Source organism: Sporosarcina sp. P17b, from assembly GCF_002743115.1.
Lineage (GTDB): Bacteria > Bacillota > Bacilli > Bacillales_A > Planococcaceae > Sporosarcina > Sporosarcina ureae_C.
Genome location: NZ_PDYP01000003.1, coordinates 317,714 through 339,172, shown reverse-complemented (window position 1 = coordinate 339,172; position 21,459 = coordinate 317,714). Strand labels below are relative to the sequence as shown.

General features: G+C 41.4%; 23 protein-coding genes. 21 read left to right on the top strand and 2 right to left on the bottom strand.

Features of this window, described 5'->3' with window-relative positions; genetic code table 11:
* Nucleotides 1-17 precede the first annotated feature (17 nt).
* From noc to CSV76_RS05680, 4 genes are all read left to right on the top strand, one after another.
* Entirely contained in the window at nucleotides 18-890 is an 873-nt protein-coding gene (gene noc, locus CSV76_RS05695; protein ID WP_085427694.1) for a nucleoid occlusion protein, read from the top strand.
* A 194-nt stretch (nucleotides 891-1,084) separates the two neighbouring features.
* Nucleotides 1,085-1,846, top strand: coding sequence for a ParA family protein (locus CSV76_RS05690; protein ID WP_085427693.1), 762 nt, complete (start codon nucleotides 1,085-1,087; stop codon nucleotides 1,844-1,846).
* Nucleotides 1,839-2,675 (top strand): ParB/RepB/Spo0J family partition protein, encoded by an 837-nt coding sequence (locus tag CSV76_RS05685; protein WP_099624941.1) that lies wholly within the window; start codon nucleotides 1,839-1,841, stop codon nucleotides 2,673-2,675. Before CSV76_RS05690 ends, CSV76_RS05685 begins: the two co-directional genes overlap by 8 nt.
* A gap of 68 nt (nucleotides 2,676-2,743) precedes the next feature.
* On the top strand, nucleotides 2,744-3,448 hold the full coding sequence (locus CSV76_RS05680) for a DUF554 domain-containing protein (RefSeq protein WP_099624940.1): 705 nt from the start codon (nucleotides 2,744-2,746) through the stop codon (nucleotides 3,446-3,448).
* Here CSV76_RS05680 and yyaC read toward each other — a convergent pair.
* Complete coding sequence (yyaC, locus tag CSV76_RS05675; RefSeq protein WP_085427690.1) at nucleotides 3,359-4,000, bottom strand: spore protease YyaC; 642 nt, start codon at nucleotides 3,998-4,000, stop codon at nucleotides 3,359-3,361. The two genes, CSV76_RS05680 and yyaC, sit on opposite strands and share 90 nt — an antisense overlap.
* Nucleotides 4,001-4,112: 112 nt before the next feature.
* Here yyaC and CSV76_RS05670 point away from each other — a divergent pair, with 112 nt between their 5' ends.
* From CSV76_RS05670 to ychF, 3 genes are all read left to right on the top strand, one after another.
* The gene (locus CSV76_RS05670; protein WP_099624939.1) at nucleotides 4,113-5,048 is read left to right on the top strand and encodes a mechanosensitive ion channel family protein; all 936 of its coding nucleotides are present in this window, start codon (nucleotides 4,113-4,115) and stop codon (nucleotides 5,046-5,048) included.
* Nucleotides 5,029-5,226, top strand: a complete 198-nt coding sequence (locus CSV76_RS05665; protein ID WP_083034454.1) for a DUF951 domain-containing protein — start codon at nucleotides 5,029-5,031, stop codon at nucleotides 5,224-5,226. Before CSV76_RS05670 ends, CSV76_RS05665 begins: the two co-directional genes overlap by 20 nt.
* Before the next feature lie 94 nt (nucleotides 5,227-5,320).
* Entirely contained in the window at nucleotides 5,321-6,421 is a 1,101-nt protein-coding gene (gene ychF / locus CSV76_RS05660) for a redox-regulated ATPase YchF (RefSeq protein ID WP_085427688.1), read from the top strand.
* A gap of 190 nt (nucleotides 6,422-6,611) precedes the next feature.
* Here the strand turns inward: ychF and CSV76_RS05655 are convergent, their stop codons facing one another.
* Complete coding sequence (locus CSV76_RS05655; protein WP_099624938.1) at nucleotides 6,612-7,154, bottom strand: DUF3267 domain-containing protein; 543 nt, start codon at nucleotides 7,152-7,154, stop codon at nucleotides 6,612-6,614.
* A 155-nt stretch (nucleotides 7,155-7,309) separates the two neighbouring features.
* Between CSV76_RS05655 and rpsF the strand changes: the two genes are divergently transcribed.
* The 14 genes from rpsF (at nucleotide 7,310) to rlmH (ending at nucleotide 21,394) form a co-directional block, all read left to right on the top strand.
* Nucleotides 7,310-7,597: a 30S ribosomal protein S6 gene (rpsF, locus tag CSV76_RS05650; protein ID WP_085132250.1), complete on the top strand. Its 288-nt coding sequence runs from the start codon at nucleotides 7,310-7,312 to the stop codon at nucleotides 7,595-7,597.
* A 47-nt stretch (nucleotides 7,598-7,644) separates the two neighbouring features.
* Nucleotides 7,645-8,166 (top strand): single-stranded DNA-binding protein, encoded by a 522-nt coding sequence (gene ssb / locus CSV76_RS05645; RefSeq protein ID WP_085427687.1) that lies wholly within the window; start codon nucleotides 7,645-7,647, stop codon nucleotides 8,164-8,166.
* A gap of 46 nt (nucleotides 8,167-8,212) precedes the next feature.
* Nucleotides 8,213-8,449 (top strand): 30S ribosomal protein S18, encoded by a 237-nt coding sequence (rpsR, locus tag CSV76_RS05640; RefSeq protein ID WP_029054370.1) that lies wholly within the window; start codon nucleotides 8,213-8,215, stop codon nucleotides 8,447-8,449.
* Nucleotides 8,450-8,699: 250 nt separating this feature from the next.
* The gene (locus CSV76_RS05635; protein WP_085427686.1) at nucleotides 8,700-9,638 is read left to right on the top strand and encodes a DUF2232 domain-containing protein; all 939 of its coding nucleotides are present in this window, start codon (nucleotides 8,700-8,702) and stop codon (nucleotides 9,636-9,638) included.
* Nucleotides 9,639-9,649: 11 nt separating this feature from the next.
* Nucleotides 9,650-11,623, top strand: a complete 1,974-nt coding sequence (locus CSV76_RS05630; RefSeq protein ID WP_085427685.1) for a DHH family phosphoesterase — start codon at nucleotides 9,650-9,652, stop codon at nucleotides 11,621-11,623.
* A complete protein-coding gene (rplI, locus tag CSV76_RS05625) occupies nucleotides 11,623-12,069 on the top strand; it encodes a 50S ribosomal protein L9 (protein WP_085132246.1) in 447 nt (148 codons plus the stop codon). The genes CSV76_RS05630 and rplI overlap by 1 nt, the downstream gene beginning before the upstream one ends.
* Before the next feature lie 24 nt (nucleotides 12,070-12,093).
* Nucleotides 12,094-13,443, top strand: coding sequence for a replicative DNA helicase (dnaB, locus tag CSV76_RS05620; RefSeq protein WP_369823290.1), 1,350 nt, complete (start codon nucleotides 12,094-12,096; stop codon nucleotides 13,441-13,443).
* Nucleotides 13,444-13,690: 247 nt separating this feature from the next.
* Nucleotides 13,691-14,401: a response regulator YycF gene (gene yycF, locus CSV76_RS05615; protein ID WP_085427683.1), complete on the top strand. Its 711-nt coding sequence runs from the start codon at nucleotides 13,691-13,693 to the stop codon at nucleotides 14,399-14,401.
* A gap of 6 nt (nucleotides 14,402-14,407) precedes the next feature.
* Complete coding sequence (gene walK, locus CSV76_RS05610) at nucleotides 14,408-16,231, top strand: cell wall metabolism sensor histidine kinase WalK (protein ID WP_085427682.1); 1,824 nt, start codon at nucleotides 14,408-14,410, stop codon at nucleotides 16,229-16,231.
* Nucleotides 16,222-17,553: a YycH family regulatory protein gene (locus tag CSV76_RS05605; protein WP_099624937.1), complete on the top strand. Its 1,332-nt coding sequence runs from the start codon at nucleotides 16,222-16,224 to the stop codon at nucleotides 17,551-17,553. The genes walK and CSV76_RS05605 overlap by 10 nt, the downstream gene beginning before the upstream one ends.
* Nucleotides 17,540-18,352, top strand: coding sequence for a two-component system regulatory protein YycI (locus CSV76_RS05600; RefSeq protein ID WP_099624936.1), 813 nt, complete (start codon nucleotides 17,540-17,542; stop codon nucleotides 18,350-18,352). Before CSV76_RS05605 ends, CSV76_RS05600 begins: the two co-directional genes overlap by 14 nt.
* A gap of 11 nt (nucleotides 18,353-18,363) precedes the next feature.
* On the top strand, nucleotides 18,364-19,152 hold the full coding sequence (locus tag CSV76_RS05595; protein WP_085427679.1) for an MBL fold metallo-hydrolase: 789 nt from the start codon (nucleotides 18,364-18,366) through the stop codon (nucleotides 19,150-19,152).
* A 106-nt stretch (nucleotides 19,153-19,258) separates the two neighbouring features.
* Nucleotides 19,259-20,503 carry a S1C family serine protease gene (locus CSV76_RS05590; RefSeq protein ID WP_085427678.1) on the top strand — a complete coding sequence of 415 codons (1,245 nt, stop codon included), beginning with the start codon at nucleotides 19,259-19,261 and terminating at the stop codon, nucleotides 20,501-20,503.
* Between the two features lie 411 nt (nucleotides 20,504-20,914).
* A complete protein-coding gene (gene rlmH, locus CSV76_RS05585) occupies nucleotides 20,915-21,394 on the top strand; it encodes a 23S rRNA (pseudouridine(1915)-N(3))-methyltransferase RlmH (RefSeq protein ID WP_085427677.1) in 480 nt (159 codons plus the stop codon).
* Nucleotides 21,395-21,459: the final 65 nt, after the last annotated feature.

Here is a 21,459-nt window from a genome sequence, read left to right as displayed (position 1 = left end):
AAAAGGTGGTGCAGAGGTTGAAAAGTACTTTTTCGCGTTTTTTTGGTGGGGGAGAAAAGATGGCTACGATAGAAGAAGTTAGAGTTCAGCATCTGGAGAAGGTAGCACAGATAGGTATTGATACAATCATACCGAATCAATACCAGCCACGGGCAATTTTTAATGAAGAAAAGATTGAAGAACTTGCTAGAACGATTCATACACATGGCGTCATTCAACCAATTGTCATTCGTACAAAAGAGGACGGATCATACGAAATCATTGCTGGGGAACGAAGATATCGTGCGATGCGTAAGCTTGGCTGGACAGAAGTACCGGCAATTGTAAGGGACCTGGATGATAAAGAGACGGCCTCTATTGCTTTAATTGAGAACTTGCAACGCGAGGAACTGACGGCAATTGAGGAAGCACATGCTTATGAACGTTTACTGGAACTGCATGAATTGACACAGGAAGCATTGGCACAAAGACTTGGTAAGGGGCAGTCTACCATTGCGAATAAGATGCGCTTGTTGAAGTTGCCTGAACCAGTTCAAACAGCAATCTTGAAAAAAGAAATATCTGAACGTCATGCACGTGCATTATTACCTTTAAAGGAATCCGCACTTCAGATGGAAGTGTTGGAAGAGATCAAAACGAATCAATATAACGTTAAAGATCTGGAAGCTAGGATTAAAGAGATCTTGTACCCAACTGAATCAGTTGAGAAAGTGCAACCTGCAAGAAAGCGCGGACCTCGACAGAAAGCTGTTAGTAAGGATGTTCGTATCGCAGTAAATACGTTGCGCGAATCACTGGCACTAATGGCCAAGAGTGGGATTGAAGTAGAATCCGAAGAAGTAGATTCCGAAGAATACTACACAATCACGGTAAAGATATGTAAAAAGTGACGTATGAAAACTCTTGCTGACATACTAGCAAGAGTTTTCTTATATATCAATAGAGTTCGCACAGTGAAGATGATAAACTGAAATAGACCACATAGAACACATTTTTTGTCAGGTATTTTAAACATAAGAAGCAACTAGTAAAATTTTGGTGTACTATTAAGATAAATGAATTAGGAAAGAAAGCAGGTGCAAGAGTGGGTAAGATTATTGCTATAGCAAATCAAAAAGGAGGAGTCGGCAAAACGACGACTTCTGTAAACTTAAGCGCATGCCTTGCCCATTTAGGCAAAAAAGTGCTCTTAATTGACTCTGATCCACAAGGAAATGCAACGAGTGGAGTCGGTGTAAACAAAGGCGACGTGCAAGATTGTATTTATAATATTTTAATCGACGATGTACCGGTACGAGATGTTATTTTTCCAACGGATATCGAAAATCTTGAAATTGTTCCTGCGACCATTTCACTTGCAGGAGCTGAAATTGAGTTAGTATCCACTATTTCACGTGAAGTTCGCATGAAGCACGCAATTCAAGATATTAAAGATGATTACGACTATGTCATTATTGACTGTCCGCCATCACTTGGTCTCTTGACGTTGAATGCACTGACGGCTTCTGACTCCATCATCATTCCCGTGCAGTGTGAATATTATGCGCTCGAAGGACTTAGTCAGTTACTGAGCACAGTCCGTCTCGTTCAAAAACATTTGAATGAATCGCTCTATATCGATGGGGTATTATTGACGATGTTTGATGCACGTACGAATTTAGGTATTCAAGTTATTGAAGAAGTAAAGAAATACTTCCAAGATAAAGTGTACAAAACGATCATCCCACGTAACGTTCGTTTAAGCGAAGCGCCGAGCCATGGTAAGCCCATTATATTATATGATCCACGATCCAAAGGTGCGGAAGTATATTTAGAGCTGGCAAAGGAAGTGGTGGAGAATGAGTAAAGGTCTAGGTAAAGGTCTTAATGCATTATTTCCTCGAGAGTCATTGGAAAAGGTAGAACTTTTACGCCTGAAAAGTATTAAAGTCAATCCATACCAGCCACGTAAAGAATTCAATGAAGAGTCCTTGATTGAATTGAGCGAATCCATCAAGGAACATGGCGTTCTACAACCTATTATTGTACGAAGTGTAGGGACGCAGTATGAAATAGTAGTAGGGGAAAGAAGATTCCGAGCTTCTGAATTGGCAGGTAAAAAGGAAATTCCAGCCGTTGTACGTGATCTAACAGATGAGCAATCAATGGAAATGGCTATTCTTGAAAACTTGCAGCGTGAAGATTTATCACCAATAGAAGTGGCGGAAGCCTATCAAAACTTGATGGAAAGTCTAGAGTTAACACAAGAACAACTTGCCTTTAGACTAGGCAAAAGTAGACCACATATCGCCAACCATATCCGTTTACTGGCGTTACCCGAAAAGGTCTTGAAAGACATTTCCCAAGGAATACTATCTATGGGACATGGCCGTACGCTTCTTGGTTTGCGTAAAAAAGAACAAATCTTAGCCATTGCTGAAAAGATTAAGACGGAAGGGTTAAATGTCCGTCAATTAGAGAAACTAGTACAACGTTTAAATGAAGATGTTCCACGTGAAACAAAAAAGGAAAAGAAAAAAGATATATTTATTGAAGCCCAAGAAACTACATTGCGTGAGCAATTCGGTACGAATGTTAATATCAAAAAAACCAAGAAAAAAGGTAAAATTGAAATCGAGTTTCATTCGGATGAAGACTTCGAACGTATTCTTGAATTATTGAACGCAGAGCGATGATACAAAAACCTATTTTGCTTTCATTGCAAAATAGGTTTTATTCTTGAAGAGAACTTGGACGTGACATCATGATATTGTTTGGATCGCTGTTTAATGTATTTACGATTATAGTGGGTACATTAATTGGTAGGTTTTTATACGCAATACCAGAACGAATGAAAGAAACGATCATGTATGGAATTGGTATGGCTGTCGTAGCTATTGGATTGCAAATGACATTCGAAACAACACAAATTGTCATTGTCATTCTTAGTATAGTCATAGGTGCAATTCTTGGTGAAATAATTGATCTTGATCAAAAGGTTAATCAATTGGGGCATTGGATTGAAAGAAAGTTACCTACCAAAAAGGCTGGGCCGAGAATTGCTCAAGGTTTTGTAACGGCTACGTTGTTCTTTTGCGTAGGCTCCATGGCAATCATCGGTGCTATTGATAGTGGTCTGCGTAATGATCACAATGTATTGGTAATGAAAGGAATCTTGGATGGATTTACTTCCATTATCTTTAGTTCCACTTTAGGAATAGGTGTAGCTTTTGCAGCCGTACCTCTATTCATTTATCAAGGAAGTATAACTTTCCTAGCTACATTCCTCAGTCGGTTTGTCCCTGATGAGTTAATGGAGTTATTCATCTCTGAAATGACCGCTACAGGTGGCTTAATGATTGCGGCAATCGGATTAAATTTAATCGGCTTGACGAAAATCAGGGTAGCTAATTTCATCCCAGGGATTGGTGTAGTTGCGATCATCGTAACGATTGTATACGCCTTTTGATGGCTGACGATGATGTGCTAGTTGCAAGGCTCGACCAATCATACGACTCATTTCAAACGGTAGATGTAGCCGAGTGCTTTGTAAGACGGCTTGCTCCATGAATCCACCGATATTAACGATTCCTTTGATTGATACATCGCCAACAGGTGGTAGTTCCTTACCAACCGCTTTGCCAGGTGCAATAGGTCCGCTATGAAACAATAGATCACCAACTGCGTCCTTTTTACTTAGACATGCATCAATTGCGACTACGAATGCATCGGGATACATGGATTTTGTTAACTCGATACGTTGCTGCAGGTTAAGCGCGTGCAAAGGGTCTCGTAACGTGCCGACTACCTTGTAAGGGAATAGACTTAGTTCAGACAAGTAAGAGCCGGTCAACGGACCAAGCGAGTCGCCGGTAGAGCGATCCGTTCCAATACAATAAAATATGATTGGTTGCTGTTTGAAGGGTATATGTTGCGCGAAGTAAGAACTTAATTTCCACACGACACCGGTTTCTTTACTGGAAATTCGGTAATGATAGGAAGAGGATTCAGCTCTATACATAGGATGACACCAGTCCTTTGTGATTATTTACGCTGAAGAGTATTCTGCTCAGGTATTGCTGTGCAGTATATCCTTGGGCGAACTGGTTTATACGAAAGGAGGATTTCTTTCAATGGCAACAACTTCTGCTACAGAAGAAGCGAAAGAAAGCCTAAAAGGTTTAGAAGCAGCAATGCAAGAAGTAAAAGATACGATATTCAGTGCTGACTTTTGGCTCTCTACTGGAATTTTTGCTATTCGCATTCTCTTGATTATTGTGGTGGCAGGTGTAGTAGTAAAAGTAGGGCAAGTATTAATAAGGCGATTCTTCGCTATTAAGTTGAAAAGTCCGATGCGCAAAACAGAACGACGTGAAAAGACCATGATCAAACTTTTAGAAAACGCATTGAAATACATTGTCTATTTCGCCGCTATACTAGCCGTTCTGACAGAGTTCAAGATAGACGCAAAAGGTCTACTTGCAGGTGCAGGCGTGCTTGGTCTGGCTGTCGGCTTTGGTGCTCAAAGTTTAGTAAAGGATGTCATTTCAGGGTTTTTCATCATTTTCGAAGATCAATTTGGAGTAGGGGATTATGTACGTATTAACTCAGGTGAAGGAACGGTCATGGAAATTGGTCTCCGTACAACAAAGATTGCATTGTATGGTGGAGAGTTATATACCGTCCCGAATGGACAAATAGGTGAAGTTGTCAACTACTCTGTTACCAATTCCATGGTATTGCTTGATCTTGCGTTATCCTATGAAACGGATATTGATCGCGCAGAGGAATTAATCAAGGAATTCTTGAAACGATTGCCGAAAGATCGTTATTCAGAAGTGATTGGAGTTCCGGAAGTATTGGGCGTACAAAGTATGGAACCGTCCAGAATCCTTTTGCGTATAGCTGCAGAAACGGAGCCGGTAGCCAATTTCAGCGTAGGTCGCAAACTTCGTCAAGACTTGAAGAAGTTTATGGATGAGAATGGAATTAAAATTCCTTATCCAAAAATGGTGATCCGTGATGAACAAAAGGAAGGGGATTCATATGATGGCGGACAAAGAGTTTAATTTGCATGACGTGGTGGAGATGAAAAAACAACATCCATGTGGAACGAATGCATGGAAGATTATTCGGATGGGCGCGGATATTCGGATTAAATGTGAAGGATGCGGACACAGCGTCATGATACCGCGTAATGAATTCGCCAAAAAGATGAAAAAGGTTCTGCTAAAGAACGAGTCGTGACAGCACATGGACAATCTCACGCATTGTCCTTATAATGAAATGGTTGACTAACGAATAATGTAAGCTTTGGATAGATAAGAAAGGTGTGGGAATAATGGCGTTAACAGCTGGGATTGTAGGTCTTCCGAACGTTGGGAAATCCACTTTATTTAATGCAATAACAAAGGCAGGAGCAGAGGCAGCGAACTATCCGTTCTGTACGATTGATCCGAACGTAGGAATCGTTGAGGTGCCAGATGAGCGTTTGGATAAATTGACTGAGCTTGTCACACCAAAAAAGACGGTGCCGACTGCATTCGAATTTACGGATATTGCAGGAATCGTAGAAGGTGCAAGTAAAGGTGAAGGACTCGGTAACAAGTTCCTATCACATATTCGTGAAGTAGATGCAATTTGTCAGGTTGTCCGTTGTTTCGTGGATGAAAACATCACGCACGTATCAGGAAAAGTAAGTCCAATCGATGATATCGAAGTCATTAACCTAGAATTGATTCTAGCGGATATGGAAAGCGTAGATAAGCGTTTGGCGCGTGTTTCCAAAATGGCGAAGCAAAAAGACAAAGAAGCGATGGTAGAAGAGCCAATTCTACTGAAATTACGTGATGCATTTGAAAATGCAATGGCAGCTCGTTCCGTTGAATTAACTGATGATGAGCTTCAAGTCGTTAAAGGCATGCACTTGTTGACGATCAAACCGATGTTGTATGTTGCAAACGTTTCAGAAGATGAAATTGCAGATGCAGATAATAACCCATATGTACAACAAGTTCGTGACTTTGCAGAGAAGGACAATGCAGAAGTAATCGTAGTATGTGCGAAGATCGAAGAAGAGATGGCTGAGCTTGAAGATGACGAGAAGGAAATGTTCCTTGAAGAGTTAGGTATCAAGGAATCAGGTCTTGATCAGTTGATTAAAGCGACGTATAACTTACTTGGCTTTGCAACATACTTCACGGCAGGCGTGCAGGAAGTTCGTGCATGGACATTCCGCAAAGGCATGAAAGCACCACAGTGTGCTGGCGTAATCCATACCGACTTTGAACGCGGATTTATCCGTGCAGAGACGGTAGCATACGACGACTTAGTGGAGCACGGTTCCATGACAGCGGCTAAAGAAGCCGGCAAGGTTCGTTTGGAAGGTAAAGAATACATCGTTAAAGACGGCGACGTTATGCTGTTCCGCTTTAACGTATAATACAAAAAGGCTGATTCTCCCCGTGAGAATCAGCCTTTTTATTGGTTTGGAGTTAGCAAAGTTTAAGAATTACGGAGATAAGTAGTAGAAAGTTAATTAGTGAGTACGAGGGGATTGCAACACCAGCCAGCGTACGCTTTTCGGGGGCACAATCTTGGGCTGCTTCCCTCCTACTGCCAGCTTCTTCACTTTATTGAGCTGGATAAACATATAACTTAGGCAACTCGGGATCATCCTTCACTAGTGCATCATCCGGAAACTTCTTTAACTCCTTATACATAGCAAAATCTCCGGCAGCTCCGCCGATTAGCATCGCACCTAACAGCAACAGCACGCCATCATTAAAGTACAACGCCAGAACAGCAGGCAACACACCTGTCATCCAAAATGGTAATAATAACGCTTTGCGAATACCTTTATTGTCCATCAACTGATCTGCAGTAGCGTACGCAACACCCATCTTCAAATTGACACCATACGCCATGTTCTTCCATGGCACATTACAAAAAATACGGAAACCTAGCAAATGAAAAAACTCATGTATAATAATTAATAAAATATATCCAATCAAAGCATAGACAACATACCATACTGAAAATGTCAAAGAGACTTCACCTTGTAGCAGACTGCGAATTAATACTAGTCCTATGAGCGGTAGTAAAGTGAGCCAAAGACTTTGCTTCGCTATTTTCTGTAAATCGAGCTCGACAATCACAGGCTGTTGTTCTTCCATATGAAATCACTCCTTATTCCATTCAGTATAGTATATCGGGGGTTGATATTTCAATTACGTTGTGATAACATGTACTGATGTGAGTAATATTAAATTTACTTACTCCTTGCCCACTTGTAAAAGTAGGGCCCAAGTCCATAAGGAGGTGACTATTGATGAGAAAGTACGAAATTATGTACATTATGCGCCCAACTCTTGAAGAGGACGCGAAAAAAGCGTTGATTGAACGTTTTGATACTGTCCTAACTTCAAACGGAGCGGAAATCATCGAGTCGAAAGAGTGGGGCAAGCGTCGTCTTGCTTACGAAATCGACGACTTACGTGAAGGTTACTACCAATTAGTAACTGCTAACGCTGGTGCTGAAGCAATCGATGAATTTACACGTCTAGCGAACATCAACGAAGGTATCATTCGTCATATGACAATTCGTGTAGATGCGTAATCTGATATAAAATGTAAAAATCTATGATGAGGGAGGTTTGATTCTGAATGATAAACCGTGTCGTTTTAGTTGGTCGATTAACAAAAGATCCTGAGCTGAAGTATACACAGACTGGAATCGCTGTAACTCGTTTCACACTTGCAGTGAACCGTGCGTTCGCTAACGCGCAAGGAGAGCGAGAAGCCGATTTCATCACATGTGTTGCTTGGCGTAAACAGGCTGAAAATATCGCGAATTACTTACGAAAAGGAAGTCTAGCTGGAGTGGATGGCCGTATACAGACGGGCAGCTTCGAAGGTCAAGACGGTAAGCGCGTTTACACGACAGAAGTTGTTGCGGACAGTACTCAATTCCTGGAGCCGAAGAGTTCTAATACAGAACGGCAGCAGACACCATCTTATGGTGGTGGAGCACCTTCGTATAATGCACCTTCTCAAGACCAGGGACAAGGATACAATAACCAGCAATCCTACCAACCGAATCAGCAAAATATGACACGTGTCGATAATGATCCATTCCAACCAGGCGGCGGTCCGATTGAAGTAACAGATGACGACTTGCCATTCTGATAGAACGGTTCACTTGATAACGTAAATAGGAAGGAGGACAACAATTATGGCACCACGTCGTGGAGGTCGCAAACGCCGTAAGGTTTGCTACTTTACTTCTAACCACATCACACACATCGACTATAAAGATGTAGATTTGTTGAAGAAGTTTATCTCTGAGCGCGGAAAGATGTTGCCTCGTCGAGTTACTGGTACAAGCGCTAAATACCAACGTAAATTGACGGTAGCAATCAAACGTGCACGCATTATGGCACTTCTTCCGTTCGTATCTGAAGAGCGGTAATATATAAACCACCACTGACTGAGTTACTCAGTCAGTGGTGGTTTTTTATTTATACAAAATGCAATAGTAGATTATTCACTACATATCCAATTTGCTGGAAACGACAACTGCCTGTATTTTTGATTTCACATCGAATCGTGATACAATTAGAAGGATGAATGTAGCTTTATATGAATTAAGGAATGTAACACTTTGTCTCCTAATTACTGATTGGTGGCAAAAGAAGCAATGAATGAATTGAGGCGTAAATATGCAAGATCAAGCAAGTAGAATTACGTATGGTGCGATGATGGTAGCACTCTTCGCTATATTACTGGCAATGACTTTGTACGTGCCATTACTTGGGTTATTGACAATATTGCTAGTTCCATTGCCCATTACGATTTATCGTTTGCGTTATGACCGAGTCTCCACGCTGATGGTTGCTGTGTGTACATGGCTTATCACATTATTGATTGGCGGATTACTTTCCATTCCAGCAGCAATTGTATTGAGCGCAGTTGGATTCATAATTGGAGATACTGTACGGACAGGCAAGACAAAGCTTTATGTATTTATGGCAACAGGCGTCACGTTGCTCATCTCACTAAGCTTATTGTATCTCGGTACTGTCTGGTTCATGAAAATTAATCCGATTGAACAGTTGCTACAACAATTTGAAGCTATACAGCAAGAAGCGTTTGTAATACTCTCTGGAATGGGAAGTTCAACGAAGGATATGGAACGGACTGTGGCAGAGGCGTTTACGTATTATCAAACCATTGTGCCTTCGCTGTTTATTTTATCTACCTTCGTGGTGGCCTATATGTTTATCATGCCCATCTTAGCGGTAGCGAAACGCTTACGTTTTGAAGTTCCTAAATTTGCCTCTTTCCTTAACATGCGCCTACCATTTGCAACGGTAGTAGCCTATCTAGTGTTGCTATTGGTTTCCATCTTATCGCAACCGGAACAAGGGACGACATTTTATCTAATGGAGGCAAATGCCATTCTCATCTTTAGATTCTTATTCTTCTTACAAGGTTTGGCGCTGATTTATTATGCATTGCGCAAGATGAAGCTTCCATTGATCGTCAATGTGCTAGCTACATTATTTGCCATGTTCCTCAGTCCCTTCACCGTTATGCTAGGTGTTTTGGATATCGCCATTAACATTCGTACATGGATAGATAAAGACAAGAGAGCGTAGGAGATGAGACAGTGAATATATTTTATAAAAAACGAGCGATACGGATCCCACTAGCCATCTTATCACTGCTTGGGGGAGTAGGTTCTGTACTCCTGATGCTATTGAACTTTTGGGTTGGCCTATTTTTTGCGCTCGCCTATGCGCTCGCACTTGGAGTTGCCTGGAAAGTAGAGAATGATAGCTATCTGGAAACCGAGAAGTATATAGAGACCCTATCCTATCGAATGAAAAAGGTAGGGGAAGAAGCGTTACTGGAATTACCCATTGGGATTATCTTGCTCAATGATAAGCAATTAATTGAATGGGTCAACCCATTTATAAACTCTATCTATCCAGACAAAACTTGGATTGGATCACAACTTTACGAGATGAACGAATCATTCCGTCAAGTAATTAAAGAAGACAGTGAGCAAGACGTTATCGTATTAAATGATCGCTCATATCGTGTGTACTTTAAGCCCGAAGAAAAGTTACTCTATCTATTTGACGTAACGGAGCGCGTGAAGATTCAATCCCTTTATTATGCTGATAGAACGACAATTGGAATTCTATTGGTTGATAACTATGATGAACTATCTCAGACGATGGATGATCAAACACGAAGCCAGATGAATTCCCTTGTTACGTCTTTAGTTAACCAATGGGCGGATGAGTATGGAGTATTTGTTAAACGAATATCATCTGAACGCTTTTTAGCAGTGTTTAACGAAGGGACGCTTGAACAATTAGAAAGAACCAAGTTTGCATTGCTTGATACGATTCGTGAGAACACGTCTAAACATAGCGTACCTCTTACGATGAGTATTGGGGTAGGTACAGGAACAACGTCGCTTACAGAGCTTGGTGAGCTGGCACAGTCGAGTCTTGACTTGGTTCTAGGACGTGGCGGAGACCAAGTAGCAATTAAGCACCATGACGGAAAACTGAAATTCTATGGGGGTAAAACAAACCCAGTAGAAAAACGTACGCGTGTGCGTGCACGCGTTATCTCACATGCTTTACGTGATTTAATCCAGGATAGTGACCGCGTCTTTGTTATGGGTCATAAAATGCCGGACATGGATGCCATTGGTGCATCGATTGGTGTACGTAAGATGGCGCGTATGAACGGTGTAGAAGGATACGTTGTTGTTAATTTTGACCAGCTCGATGCTAGCGTCAGTCGTCTGATGGATGAGGTACAGCAAGATGAGGAACTATATGATCATATGTTAATGCCTGAAGAAGCATTGGAATTGATGACAGAGCGTTCGTTAGTCGTTATAGTCGATACGCATAAGCCAAGCATGGTTATTGAAGAACGTGTACTGGAGAAGGCGCAGAAAGTCGTATTGATCGACCATCATCGACGCGGTGAAGAGTTTATCAATAATACTGTGCTCGTCTATATGGAGCCGTACGCGTCTTCTACGGCAGAACTTGTGACTGAATTGCTCGAGTATCAGCCGAAAAATGAAAAATTGACGATGCTGGAATCCACTGCCATGCTTGCAGGGATTGTGGTGGATACGAAAAGCTTCACACTTAGAACAGGTGCTAGGACATTCGAAGCTGCTTCCTATTTGCGAACGCATGGCGCAGACACGATACTAGTGCAACGTCTATTGAAAGAAGATATCACGACATATATTGAACGTTCAAAACTGATTGAGACTGTTGAATTTGCAGGGAATGGAGATATTGCGATTGCGAAAGGGCAAGAGGACGTTGTGCATAGTTCCGTATTGATTGCTCAAACGGCAGATATCCTCCTAACGATGCAAGGCATCTCAGCATCCTTTGTTGTCGCGAAGCGTGATGACGGGAAAATTGGTATCAGTGCCCGCTCATTAGGTGAGTTGAATGTTCAAGTCATAATGGAAGACATGGGTGGTGGCGGTCACTTAACAAACGCGGCCTGCCAATTAGGTGTAGAGACAATAGATGAAGCCATAATTCTGTTAAAGAATACACTAGATCAATACGTAGAGAGGGGAAATGAATGATGAAAGTTATTTTTTTGAAGGACGTTAAAGGAAAAGGTAAAAAAGGTGAAGTGAAAGAGGTTTCAACAGGCTACGCACAAAACTTTTTATTGAAAAATAATGTAGCGGTTGAAGCAACGCCAGGTAATTTAAGTAAGTTGCAAGGCCAGAAGGAACGTCAGAAGAAAGATGCAGCTGCAGAGTTGGCAGAAGCTAAAGAATTAAAAGAGCAAGTTGAAAAGCTGACTGTAGAGCTACAGGCAAAAACTGGCGAAGACGGTCGTCTATTTGGTTCTATTACGTCCAAACAAATTGGACAAGCGTTGGAAAAGCAAAACAAAATTAAAGTTGACCGCCGTAAGATGGAATTACCTGAGCCAATCCGTGCACTTGGCTTTACAAATGTTCCGATCAAATTGCACCCTGATGTAACAGCTACACTTAAAGTGCATGTTACAGAAGAATGATAAGGAGATAATAGCTTGAACCAGATGATCGAGCGCACACCTCCGCATAACAACGAAGCAGAGCAGTCGGTTCTTGGGGCAATATTTTTAGAGCCACAGGCACTGATTACCGCATCTGAAATATTGTTGCCGGAAGACTTTTATCGGATCGCGCATAAAAAGATTTTCGAAACCATGCTTGTATTGAACGACAGAGGTCAACCAGTCGATTTGGTGACAATCGCCGAAGAGCTCAAAGTGAAAAATGAGCTCGAAGACGTCGGGGGCATTTCATATATTACAGAGCTTGCCAACGCGGTTCCGACTGCAGCAAACATTGTCTATTATGCAAACATTGTGGAAGAAAAAGCTTTGTTGCGCAGATTGATTCGCGTTGCAACTGATATTGTGGAAGATGGCTACACCCGGGAAGACGAAGTAGAAGCCTTACTTGGTGAAGCCGAGAAGAAAATGATGGAAGTATCCAATCGAAAAAACGCAGGTGACTTCCGTCATATTAAAGATGTACTAGTAGAGACGTATGACAATATTGAATTATTGCATACACGTAAAGGTGATGTAACGGGTATTCCAACCGGATTCCGTGACTTGGATAAGATTACAGCAGGCTTCCAACGTAATGACTTGATCATCGTGGCGGCTCGTCCTTCCGTCGGTAAGACTGCGTTTGCGTTGAACGTGGCGCAAAACGTGGCAACCAAGACAGATGAAAATGTTGCGATTTTTAGTCTCGAGATGGGAGCGGAACAGCTCGTTATGCGTATGCTCTGTGCAGAAGGAAACATAGATGCGCAAGTGCTTCGTACGGGGAATCTTGAAGCCGATGACTGGCGCAAGCTGACTATGGCGATGGGATCGTTATCCAATGCAGGAATTTTCATTGATGACAGCCCAGGTATCCGTATCAATGAAATACGTTCAAAATGCAGACGACTTCAACAAGAACACGGTCTAGGTATGATCATGATCGACTACTTGCAGCTGATCATGGGAAGCGGACGTGGCAGTGATAACCGTCAGCAAGAAGTATCTGAGATCTCCCGTTCACTGAAAGCCTTGGCGCGGGAATTGAAAATTCCAGTCATCGCACTATCTCAGCTATCACGGGGAGTAGAGCAACGCCAAGATAAGCGCCCTATGATGTCCGATCTTCGGGAATCTGGAAGTATTGAGCAAGATGCCGATATCGTCTCCTTCCTCTACCGGGAAGACTACTATGACAAAGAAACTGAAATGCAAAACATGATTGAAATCATTATTGCCAAGCAACGTAACGGCCCAACTGGTACTGTTACCTTGGCATTTGCAAAGGAATACAATAAATTTCTTAATATTGACTGGAGTCAGCATGAATCACCTCCGTCTTACGAATAAAACAGCACGCTCTTCTTCTACGACTGTAGAAAGAGCGTGCTGTTTTTTCATCGTTCCAAGCTAGCCACCCCTATCTGAAAAAGTGCGAATTCACACAAATCATGATAGAGTTAAAGGATATGGAATGATATATTTCAGCTTTAGAATAAGGTTGTACCCATAGAAAAGATCGTTAAGTGTTCGTTGTGCCGTATAAGTGTACAACGTCTAAAATTCATTGCCAATTATGGCTAGAAAGGAAAAATTCATGCAAAATAAAACAATATTTATCGTAGACGATGAAAAACCCATCGCAGACATCATAGAATTCAATCTGAAAAAGGAGGGCTTCAACGTCTTTTGTGCATATGACGGTGAGGATGCCATTAATCGCGTAGAAGAAATCCAGCCAGACCTTATGCTTCTAGATATCATGCTGCCTAAACGCGACGGCATGGAGGTGTGTAGAGAAGTACGGAAAAAACATGATTTCCCTATCATCATGCTGACTGCAAAGGACTCGGAAATTGATAAGGTTTTAGGGCTTGAGTTAGGCGCAGACGATTATGTAACCAAGCCGTTCGGAACAAGAGAATTAATTGCTCGTGTTAAGGCTAATTTGCGTCGTCATGCAAGAACGATCGCAGAGGACCAGGAAGAAGAAACGAATGATATCACTGTAGGACAACTGGTCATCCAACCGGACGCATACTTCGTTCAAAAGCGTGGTACTACAATTGAACTAACGCATCGTGAATTTGAATTACTGTATTACTTGGCAAAACATATCGGTCAGGTAATGACACGTGAACACTTACTACAAACTGTATGGGGCTATGATTACTTCGGTGATGTACGAACCGTTGATGTAACGATTCGACGCCTTCGTGAAAAGATTGAAGATACACCAAGCCATCCAAGCTGGATTGTTACAAGACGCGGTGTAGGCTATTACTTACGCGACCCGGAACAGGAGTAAACCACTATGCATAAGGTAGGTTTTTTTCGATCGATTCAAGTCAAATTTGTCTTGATCTACGTCTTGCTTATTCTTGTGTCTATGCAGATTATTGGGTTATATTTTGCTCGTGAACTGGAACAAACACTAAAAGATAATTTTACAAATTCGATTGTAGACCGGATGAATTTAGTCGAGTTCAGTGTAAAAGAAGAACTCATAAAAAAGCGGAATGATAACGATGTCACACTTGAACAAAGTTTAAAAGATGTGTTAGTCGAATTCACTTCAGACGATATTATTGAAATACGTGTCATCAACTCCAAATATCGAATTTTAGCTACAACTGCATACGAAAATCAGATGAAAGTTGGCCAACATTCAACGAATGATAATGTGCGTAAGTCCATTACATCAGGGAGTATAAAAGACATCATCACGCTTGATCCCAAGTCACATAATCGTGTACTTTCGTTAGCCCAACCGATTGAAAATGGCAATGAAATTATAGGATCACTCTATGTAGAAGCCAATATCGAATCAGTCTTCAAGCAAATTGAAGAAATCAATCGAATATTGGCGGGATCAGCAGCCGTTTCTCTCATCATTACGATTATAGTAGGGATCTTCATTGCAAGAGCATTCACCCGACCTATTTCAGATATGCGGCGACAAGCACAGGCAATGGCGAAAGGGAACTTCACCCGAAAGGTTAAAGTGTATGGAACGGATGAGATGGGTCAGCTGGCCATCGCATTTAATCACTTAACTAACCAGCTGCAAGAATCGCAATCCACCACTGAGAGCGAAAGGCGGAAGTTGGCATCTGTTCTGGAGAATATGACAGACGGAGTCATTTCAACCGATCGTAAAGGACGGGTGAGCCTGATTAACGACTCTGCCCTTCAAATGCTTGGTGTGACGAACGATCTTGTGATTAATCGACCAATCGCCAGTATTCTAGGTATTGATGAGGAATATACATTTGAAGAATTAATTCAAATGAAAGAATCCATTCCACTCGACTTCAGTACAGAAGACCAAGCGTATATTTTGCGTGCGACAATCTCCGTCACGCAGCGTGAAACAGGGTTCGTCAACGGCTTGATCATTGTATTGCATGACAATACAGAGCAAGAAAAGATTGATATGGAACGTCGTGAATTTGTATCGAACGTTTCTCATGAATTACGCACACCGCTCACAACCATGCGAAGTTATCTGGACGCATTAGCGGAAGGTGCTTGGCGCAACGAAGAAATTGCGCCGAACTTCTTACGTGTCACGCAAAATGAAACGGAGCGAATGATCCGTCTCGTCAATGACTTGTTGAAACTATCACGTATGGATAGTAAAGAATACGAATTGAATAAAGAGTGGGTAGAATTTAACCGATTCTTTAATGCGGTTATAGAGCGTTTTGAATTCTCGAAGTCGCAAAATGTCCGATTCACACGAAATCTGTATTCAAGTAGTTTATTTGTGGAGATTGATACAGATAAATTAACACAAGTATTAGACAACATTATTTCTAATGCCTTGAAATATTCACCAGATGGCGGCGAAGTACGCTTCGGTGTAACCGTCTCGGGCGATTATATTAAAGTGATGATTTCAGATGATGGAATGGGTATTCCAAAATCTAATGTCAATCGAATTTTTGACCGATTTTATCGTGCCGATCGTGCGCGATCACGTGCACTTGGCGGAACCGGTCTCGGTCTTGCAATCGCTAAGGAAATGATTGTAGCGCATAAAGGAGAGATTTGGGCGCAGAGTGAAGAAGGGAAAGGGACAACCATCTTCTTCAAGCTTCCATTTGAACAACAAGAGGATGGTGAGTGGGATTGAAGTATATTGAACCAATTAAATCCATTGTATTACTGTTGCTCGTCTCGCTGAGCGTGTTGTTCACTATTGCAGTCTGGAATTATTCGCCGAATTATGAACCGATGGAACAAGTGCAGACTGTTGATATTTCCATTTCCGAAAAGAAAACGATTGATGAGATTATTAAACCGTATAAAATGATTACCAATTTAAAAGATCAGGTATTGGGCTCTGTGGACGTAGAAAATATGGATACCATTCTGAATGAAATTAATTCATGGGAATTGTCTGAACTACAATTGGTAAGTCAAAAAATGAATAAGTTTGAGATTGCACAAATCCTTCGTCAACCTAGTCAAATGACACTTTACTTTCCAGGTGAAGTACCCATGCTCGTCTATGACAATGTATTGCTAGTTGATGACGCCAATATCCCTGAAGCCACCTTTAATCGTCTAGTGGTCGACTGGAGTCAATCTACGCAAGCGCCAGTCGTTCACTTGTTAAGTGAGGTAAGTGGTCTGCATTATAAGATACAAGTGACGCTGCCGAATAAAACAAACTTTCTACGTAATGTAATAGATGTAGGCCAATCATTTGATGAATATGCAGAAATTGACCGTGGCAATGCACCATTTCTAGCTGTACCGAATGATCCTGTGACGATTGCGCGCAATACGTATATTCAGGAAGAAATCAATCCAAATAAATTCCGCGATGCTTTGTTCAGTGAATCTAATAATGCAGTTCGGCGTAATCAAGTCGATGCAACTCATGAAGAGTATGGAGATGATCATGCATTCTTGAATATCGACACTGAAATTAAAAGATTGAATTATGTCATGCCTGCTGTAGAAAGTCAGGAAATTGCGATACCATCTGAATTGCTATTGAATACAATAGATTTCATTAATGAGCATGGTGGTTGGACGGATGAATTTCGATATGCCTATATGAATCCGATATCTCGTTACGTCCGGTTCCAGCTATATGTCGATGGCTTACCTGTTTTTAGCGATCAATCCGGCACAAATGAAATTACGGAAACATGGGGAAATGGCCGTGTGTTCAAATATATCCGACCTTATTACAAATTGGACTTGAAAATCGAGTCGAAACAGAACGAATTGCCTTCAGGAGTGGAAGTAGCGGAAGCATTGCGTGAATCGCAAGAGGTAGATTTTGACCTAATTGAAGAAATCACACCGGGCTATTATATGATCCAAGACGTCGAGCAAGAATTGATTGTTTTAGAACCTTGCTGGTATTACCTGATTAAAGATAACTGGTTACGCTTCGCTCCGGAAGAATCGCAAGGGGGTGGCATGATTGGATTGGAATAGAACTAAAACCATTTTTATCATTGTCTTTTCCATTCTGAACGTCTTCTTGTATTGGCTCTATCTAGATCGGCAATTAGATGTGGGAAATATGCAGGTTCTCAGTAAAACTTCCGTCGAAGATACTTTGAGGTTGGAAAATATTACGTACGAACCAATCCCATTTACTAAAAAAGAAGTATCGTATCTATCTGCGCATGTCGTAACATTCTCAAATGATGATTTGAAGAAATTAACGAATCAATCGATCGTCTTAGTCGAAGAATCGCGGTTACTGTCCCATATGAAAAAGTCTGTTAAGGTGATCGATGACAAAGGCGAATATGGATTTGAGGAGTTCTTGGCGAAGTACGTGCTCAAAGGTGAAGATTACGTGCTCTGGGATATAGATGAAGAAGATCAGAATGCTGTATTCTTCCAACAAGTCAAGAATGAAACGATCTTTTACAGTCCCAACGCCATGCTCATCATGCACTGGGACAAGGATGGCAAAGTTACACATTACGAACAGCGCATGCTCGACGAGTTCTCAAGTTTTAATCAGAAAAAGGATTTACTATCACAAGATGATGCGGTTTCTTCGCTTGTTACACGTAGTTTATTGAAGCCAGATTCCACTGTTATGCAAGTCAAGTCAGGTTATTCGACACTTGTTCAGCTCACGGAAACGCAAGTATTTGCACCAACGTGGAATGTTCAGGTAAAATTGAAGGATGGAACTATTGAACAGCACTTCGTCAATGCGATTGAAGGAAAAGTCATCGAGTTCCAATCGGATATGTTAGAAGAACAAATAGAATAGGAGTTTTCTACATGCGATTTAGCATTTTGGCGAGTGGCAGTACAGGCAACTCGTTATATATAGAGACAGATGAGCACGCTTTTCTCGTAGATGCCGGCATGAGCGGTAAGAAAATTGAAGGTTTGCTCGGATCGATCAATCGCTCGATGAAACATATTGACGGCATTTTCGTCACACATGAACACAGTGATCATATTAAAGGAATTGGCGTACTTGCCCGGAAGTATAAAACACCCATCTATGCCAACGCAAAAACATGGCAGGCGATGGACGGACTAGTAGGAGAGATTCCTGTTGATCAGCGTTTCCATTTCGACATGGAAACGGTGAAAACATTTGGTTCACTGGATATCCAGTCATTTGCTGTATCCCATGACGCAGCAGACCCGATGTTCTATACGTTCAATGAAGGCGATCGTAAACTGGCAATCATCACCGACACAGGCTACGTTAGCGATCGTATGAAAGGCCACATCCAAGGCGCTGACAGCTTTGTATTCGAAAGCAATCACGATGTCAGTATGCTACAGATGGGACGTTACCCATGGTCGATCAAGCGTCGTATTTTAAGTGACGTGGGCCACGTATCAAATGAAGATGCAGCCGTTGCAATGAGTGAAGTGGTTGCTCAAAAAGAAGCGCATATTTATTTAGCCCATCTTAGCTTGGATAACAATATGAAAGACTTGGCGCGCATGAGCGTAGCACAGACCCTTGAAGACTGCGGCATTCGTGCAGGGGAATTTGTCCACTTGCATGATACGGATGCATCAGAATCCACGGAACTCGTGCTAGTCTAATGAAAATGCGAAAAGCCTTGCTAAATTAGTGAGGCTTTTTGCATTTTCAGATAGTCATTGGGGTACAGTACGTGTAGGAATACTTTCTGATAAGGAGGAAATGCGAATGGACGATGAAAGAAGAGAAGAAGGAAGAGAAGAAATGGAACGGCAACAGCCTATTCCACCGGTTGAAACGAAACGCGAACCAAAACGTAGAGGCAGTTTTTGGCCAGCTTTACTCGGTGCCTTATTGGGTGGAGTCATCGTATTTTCGGTCATGATGTACGCAACTGACTCATCAAGTACTAGTGATGTTGCTACGTCTAAAACAACGGAAGTCAAAAGCAACTCGGAACACGCCCAAGTATCAATGGACATCTCAAGCGAAGTTACGGATGTTGTAGGTGACGTTGCAAATGCTGTCGTTGGTATTACAAATATCCAGACGGTCCAAGACTTCTGGTCTTCCACAACGTCTACTCAAGAAGCTGGATCGGGTTCTGGTGTGCTGTATAAAAAAGAAGGTGACAAAGCATATATCGTCACCAATCACCACGTCGTAGAGAATTCCGAACAACTCGAAATTAGTTTTGATGACGGGACAAAGGTTGAAGGAAAGTTAATTGGCAGTGATCTGTGGACAGATTTAGCGGTTGTCGAAATTGATGCAGAACATGTTGATACAGTAATAGAATTCGGTGATTCCGATGCGTTAAAACGTGGGGAATCAGTTATTGCGATCGGTAATCCATTAGGACTTGGCTTTGCGGGATCCGTCACGGTTGGCGTAATTTCTGGTAAAGATCGATCCATTCCAATGGATCTCAACAAGGATGGAAACGTTGATTGGCAAGCAGACGTCTTGCAGACAGATGCAGCGATCAACCCAGGGAACTCGGGTGGCGCTTTAATTAATATGGCAGGTCAATTGATCGGGATTAACTCCATGAAAATCTCTGAGGCAACAGTAGAGGGAATCGGACTGGCTATTCCAATCAATATTGCATTACCGATTATCGAACACTTAGAAGAAACAGGACAAGTAAATCGACCGACAATGGGCGTATCGTTACTTGATCTTCAACAAATTCCTATTCAGCAACAGCAACAAACATTGAACTTACCTGAAAAGGTAACGGAAGGTGTCGTCGTAACAGATGTCATGCCGAATTCATCGGCAATACAAGCCGGAGTGAAGAAGTATGATACAATCGTTCAGCTGGATGAAGAGAAAGTGACGGATATGGTCAGTCTACGTAAGTATTTGTATAATAAAAAAGAAATTGGTGATCCATTGAAGATTACAGTTTATCGAGATGGAAAGAAACTGGACTTGGAAATGGTATTGAAAGACGGAAATACGTTCTAAGAGAATATACATTGTCCACATAGTGAACAACTTCTCGTCCACATCAGGCATCTAGCGAAAAAGCGCTACGATGCCTGATTTTTTTATGAAGTTATCCAATTGTGGATAAAATCAAAATAATGTGCATAATATTGTGTAAAATAAAATGTGTAATAAATAGTAAATAAATTTGAAGTGACAAGTGTTAAAGCCTTACAGAACAGTAGGTTAGAGCATTCGCATATTTGAAATGAAAAGTATTTTTCTATTCAAAACAAATAATGGTTGAAAAGTTATCCACAAAGTTGTGGTATACTAATTAAAGAATTTCACATGTAGTAGGGAACAAATAATCGAACACAATATGTAGACTAACCTGTGGATATGTGCATAAGTATTGTGGGTAACTTTTAGAGAGTGAGTGGATAAACTGTGAATATATCAATTGTCACCGTGGGTAAGTTAAAAGAGAAGTATTTGAAACAAGGAATAGAAGAGTATACAAAACGCCTAAATAGCTATGCAAAAATGCAATTAATTGAAGTGGCGGACGAAAAAGCACCAGAAACACTAAGTGATGCTGACATGGAAATTGTCAAAAAGAAAGAAGCTGATCGAATTTTGGCGAAGATTGCACCTGACGCACACGTCATTGCACTAGCAATCGACGGTAAAATGAAAACTTCTGAAGAATTCGCAGCTAGTCTTGATTCGTTGATGACATATGGTAAAAGCAAGATTGTCTTTGTTATTGGAGGATCACTGGGTTTACATAGTAGTGTGTTGCAACGCTCGAACGAGAAGTTATCGTTTTCTAAGATGACATTTCCGCATCAGTTAATGAAGTTGGTGTTGGTGGAGCAGATTTATCGAGGGTTTCGGATTATTAAGGGGGAGCCTTATCATAAGTAAATTAGGTTTTTATTAGGCACACTTAAGTGTTTCCTTTTTACCTTCTAATCTTGGTATAATAGTCA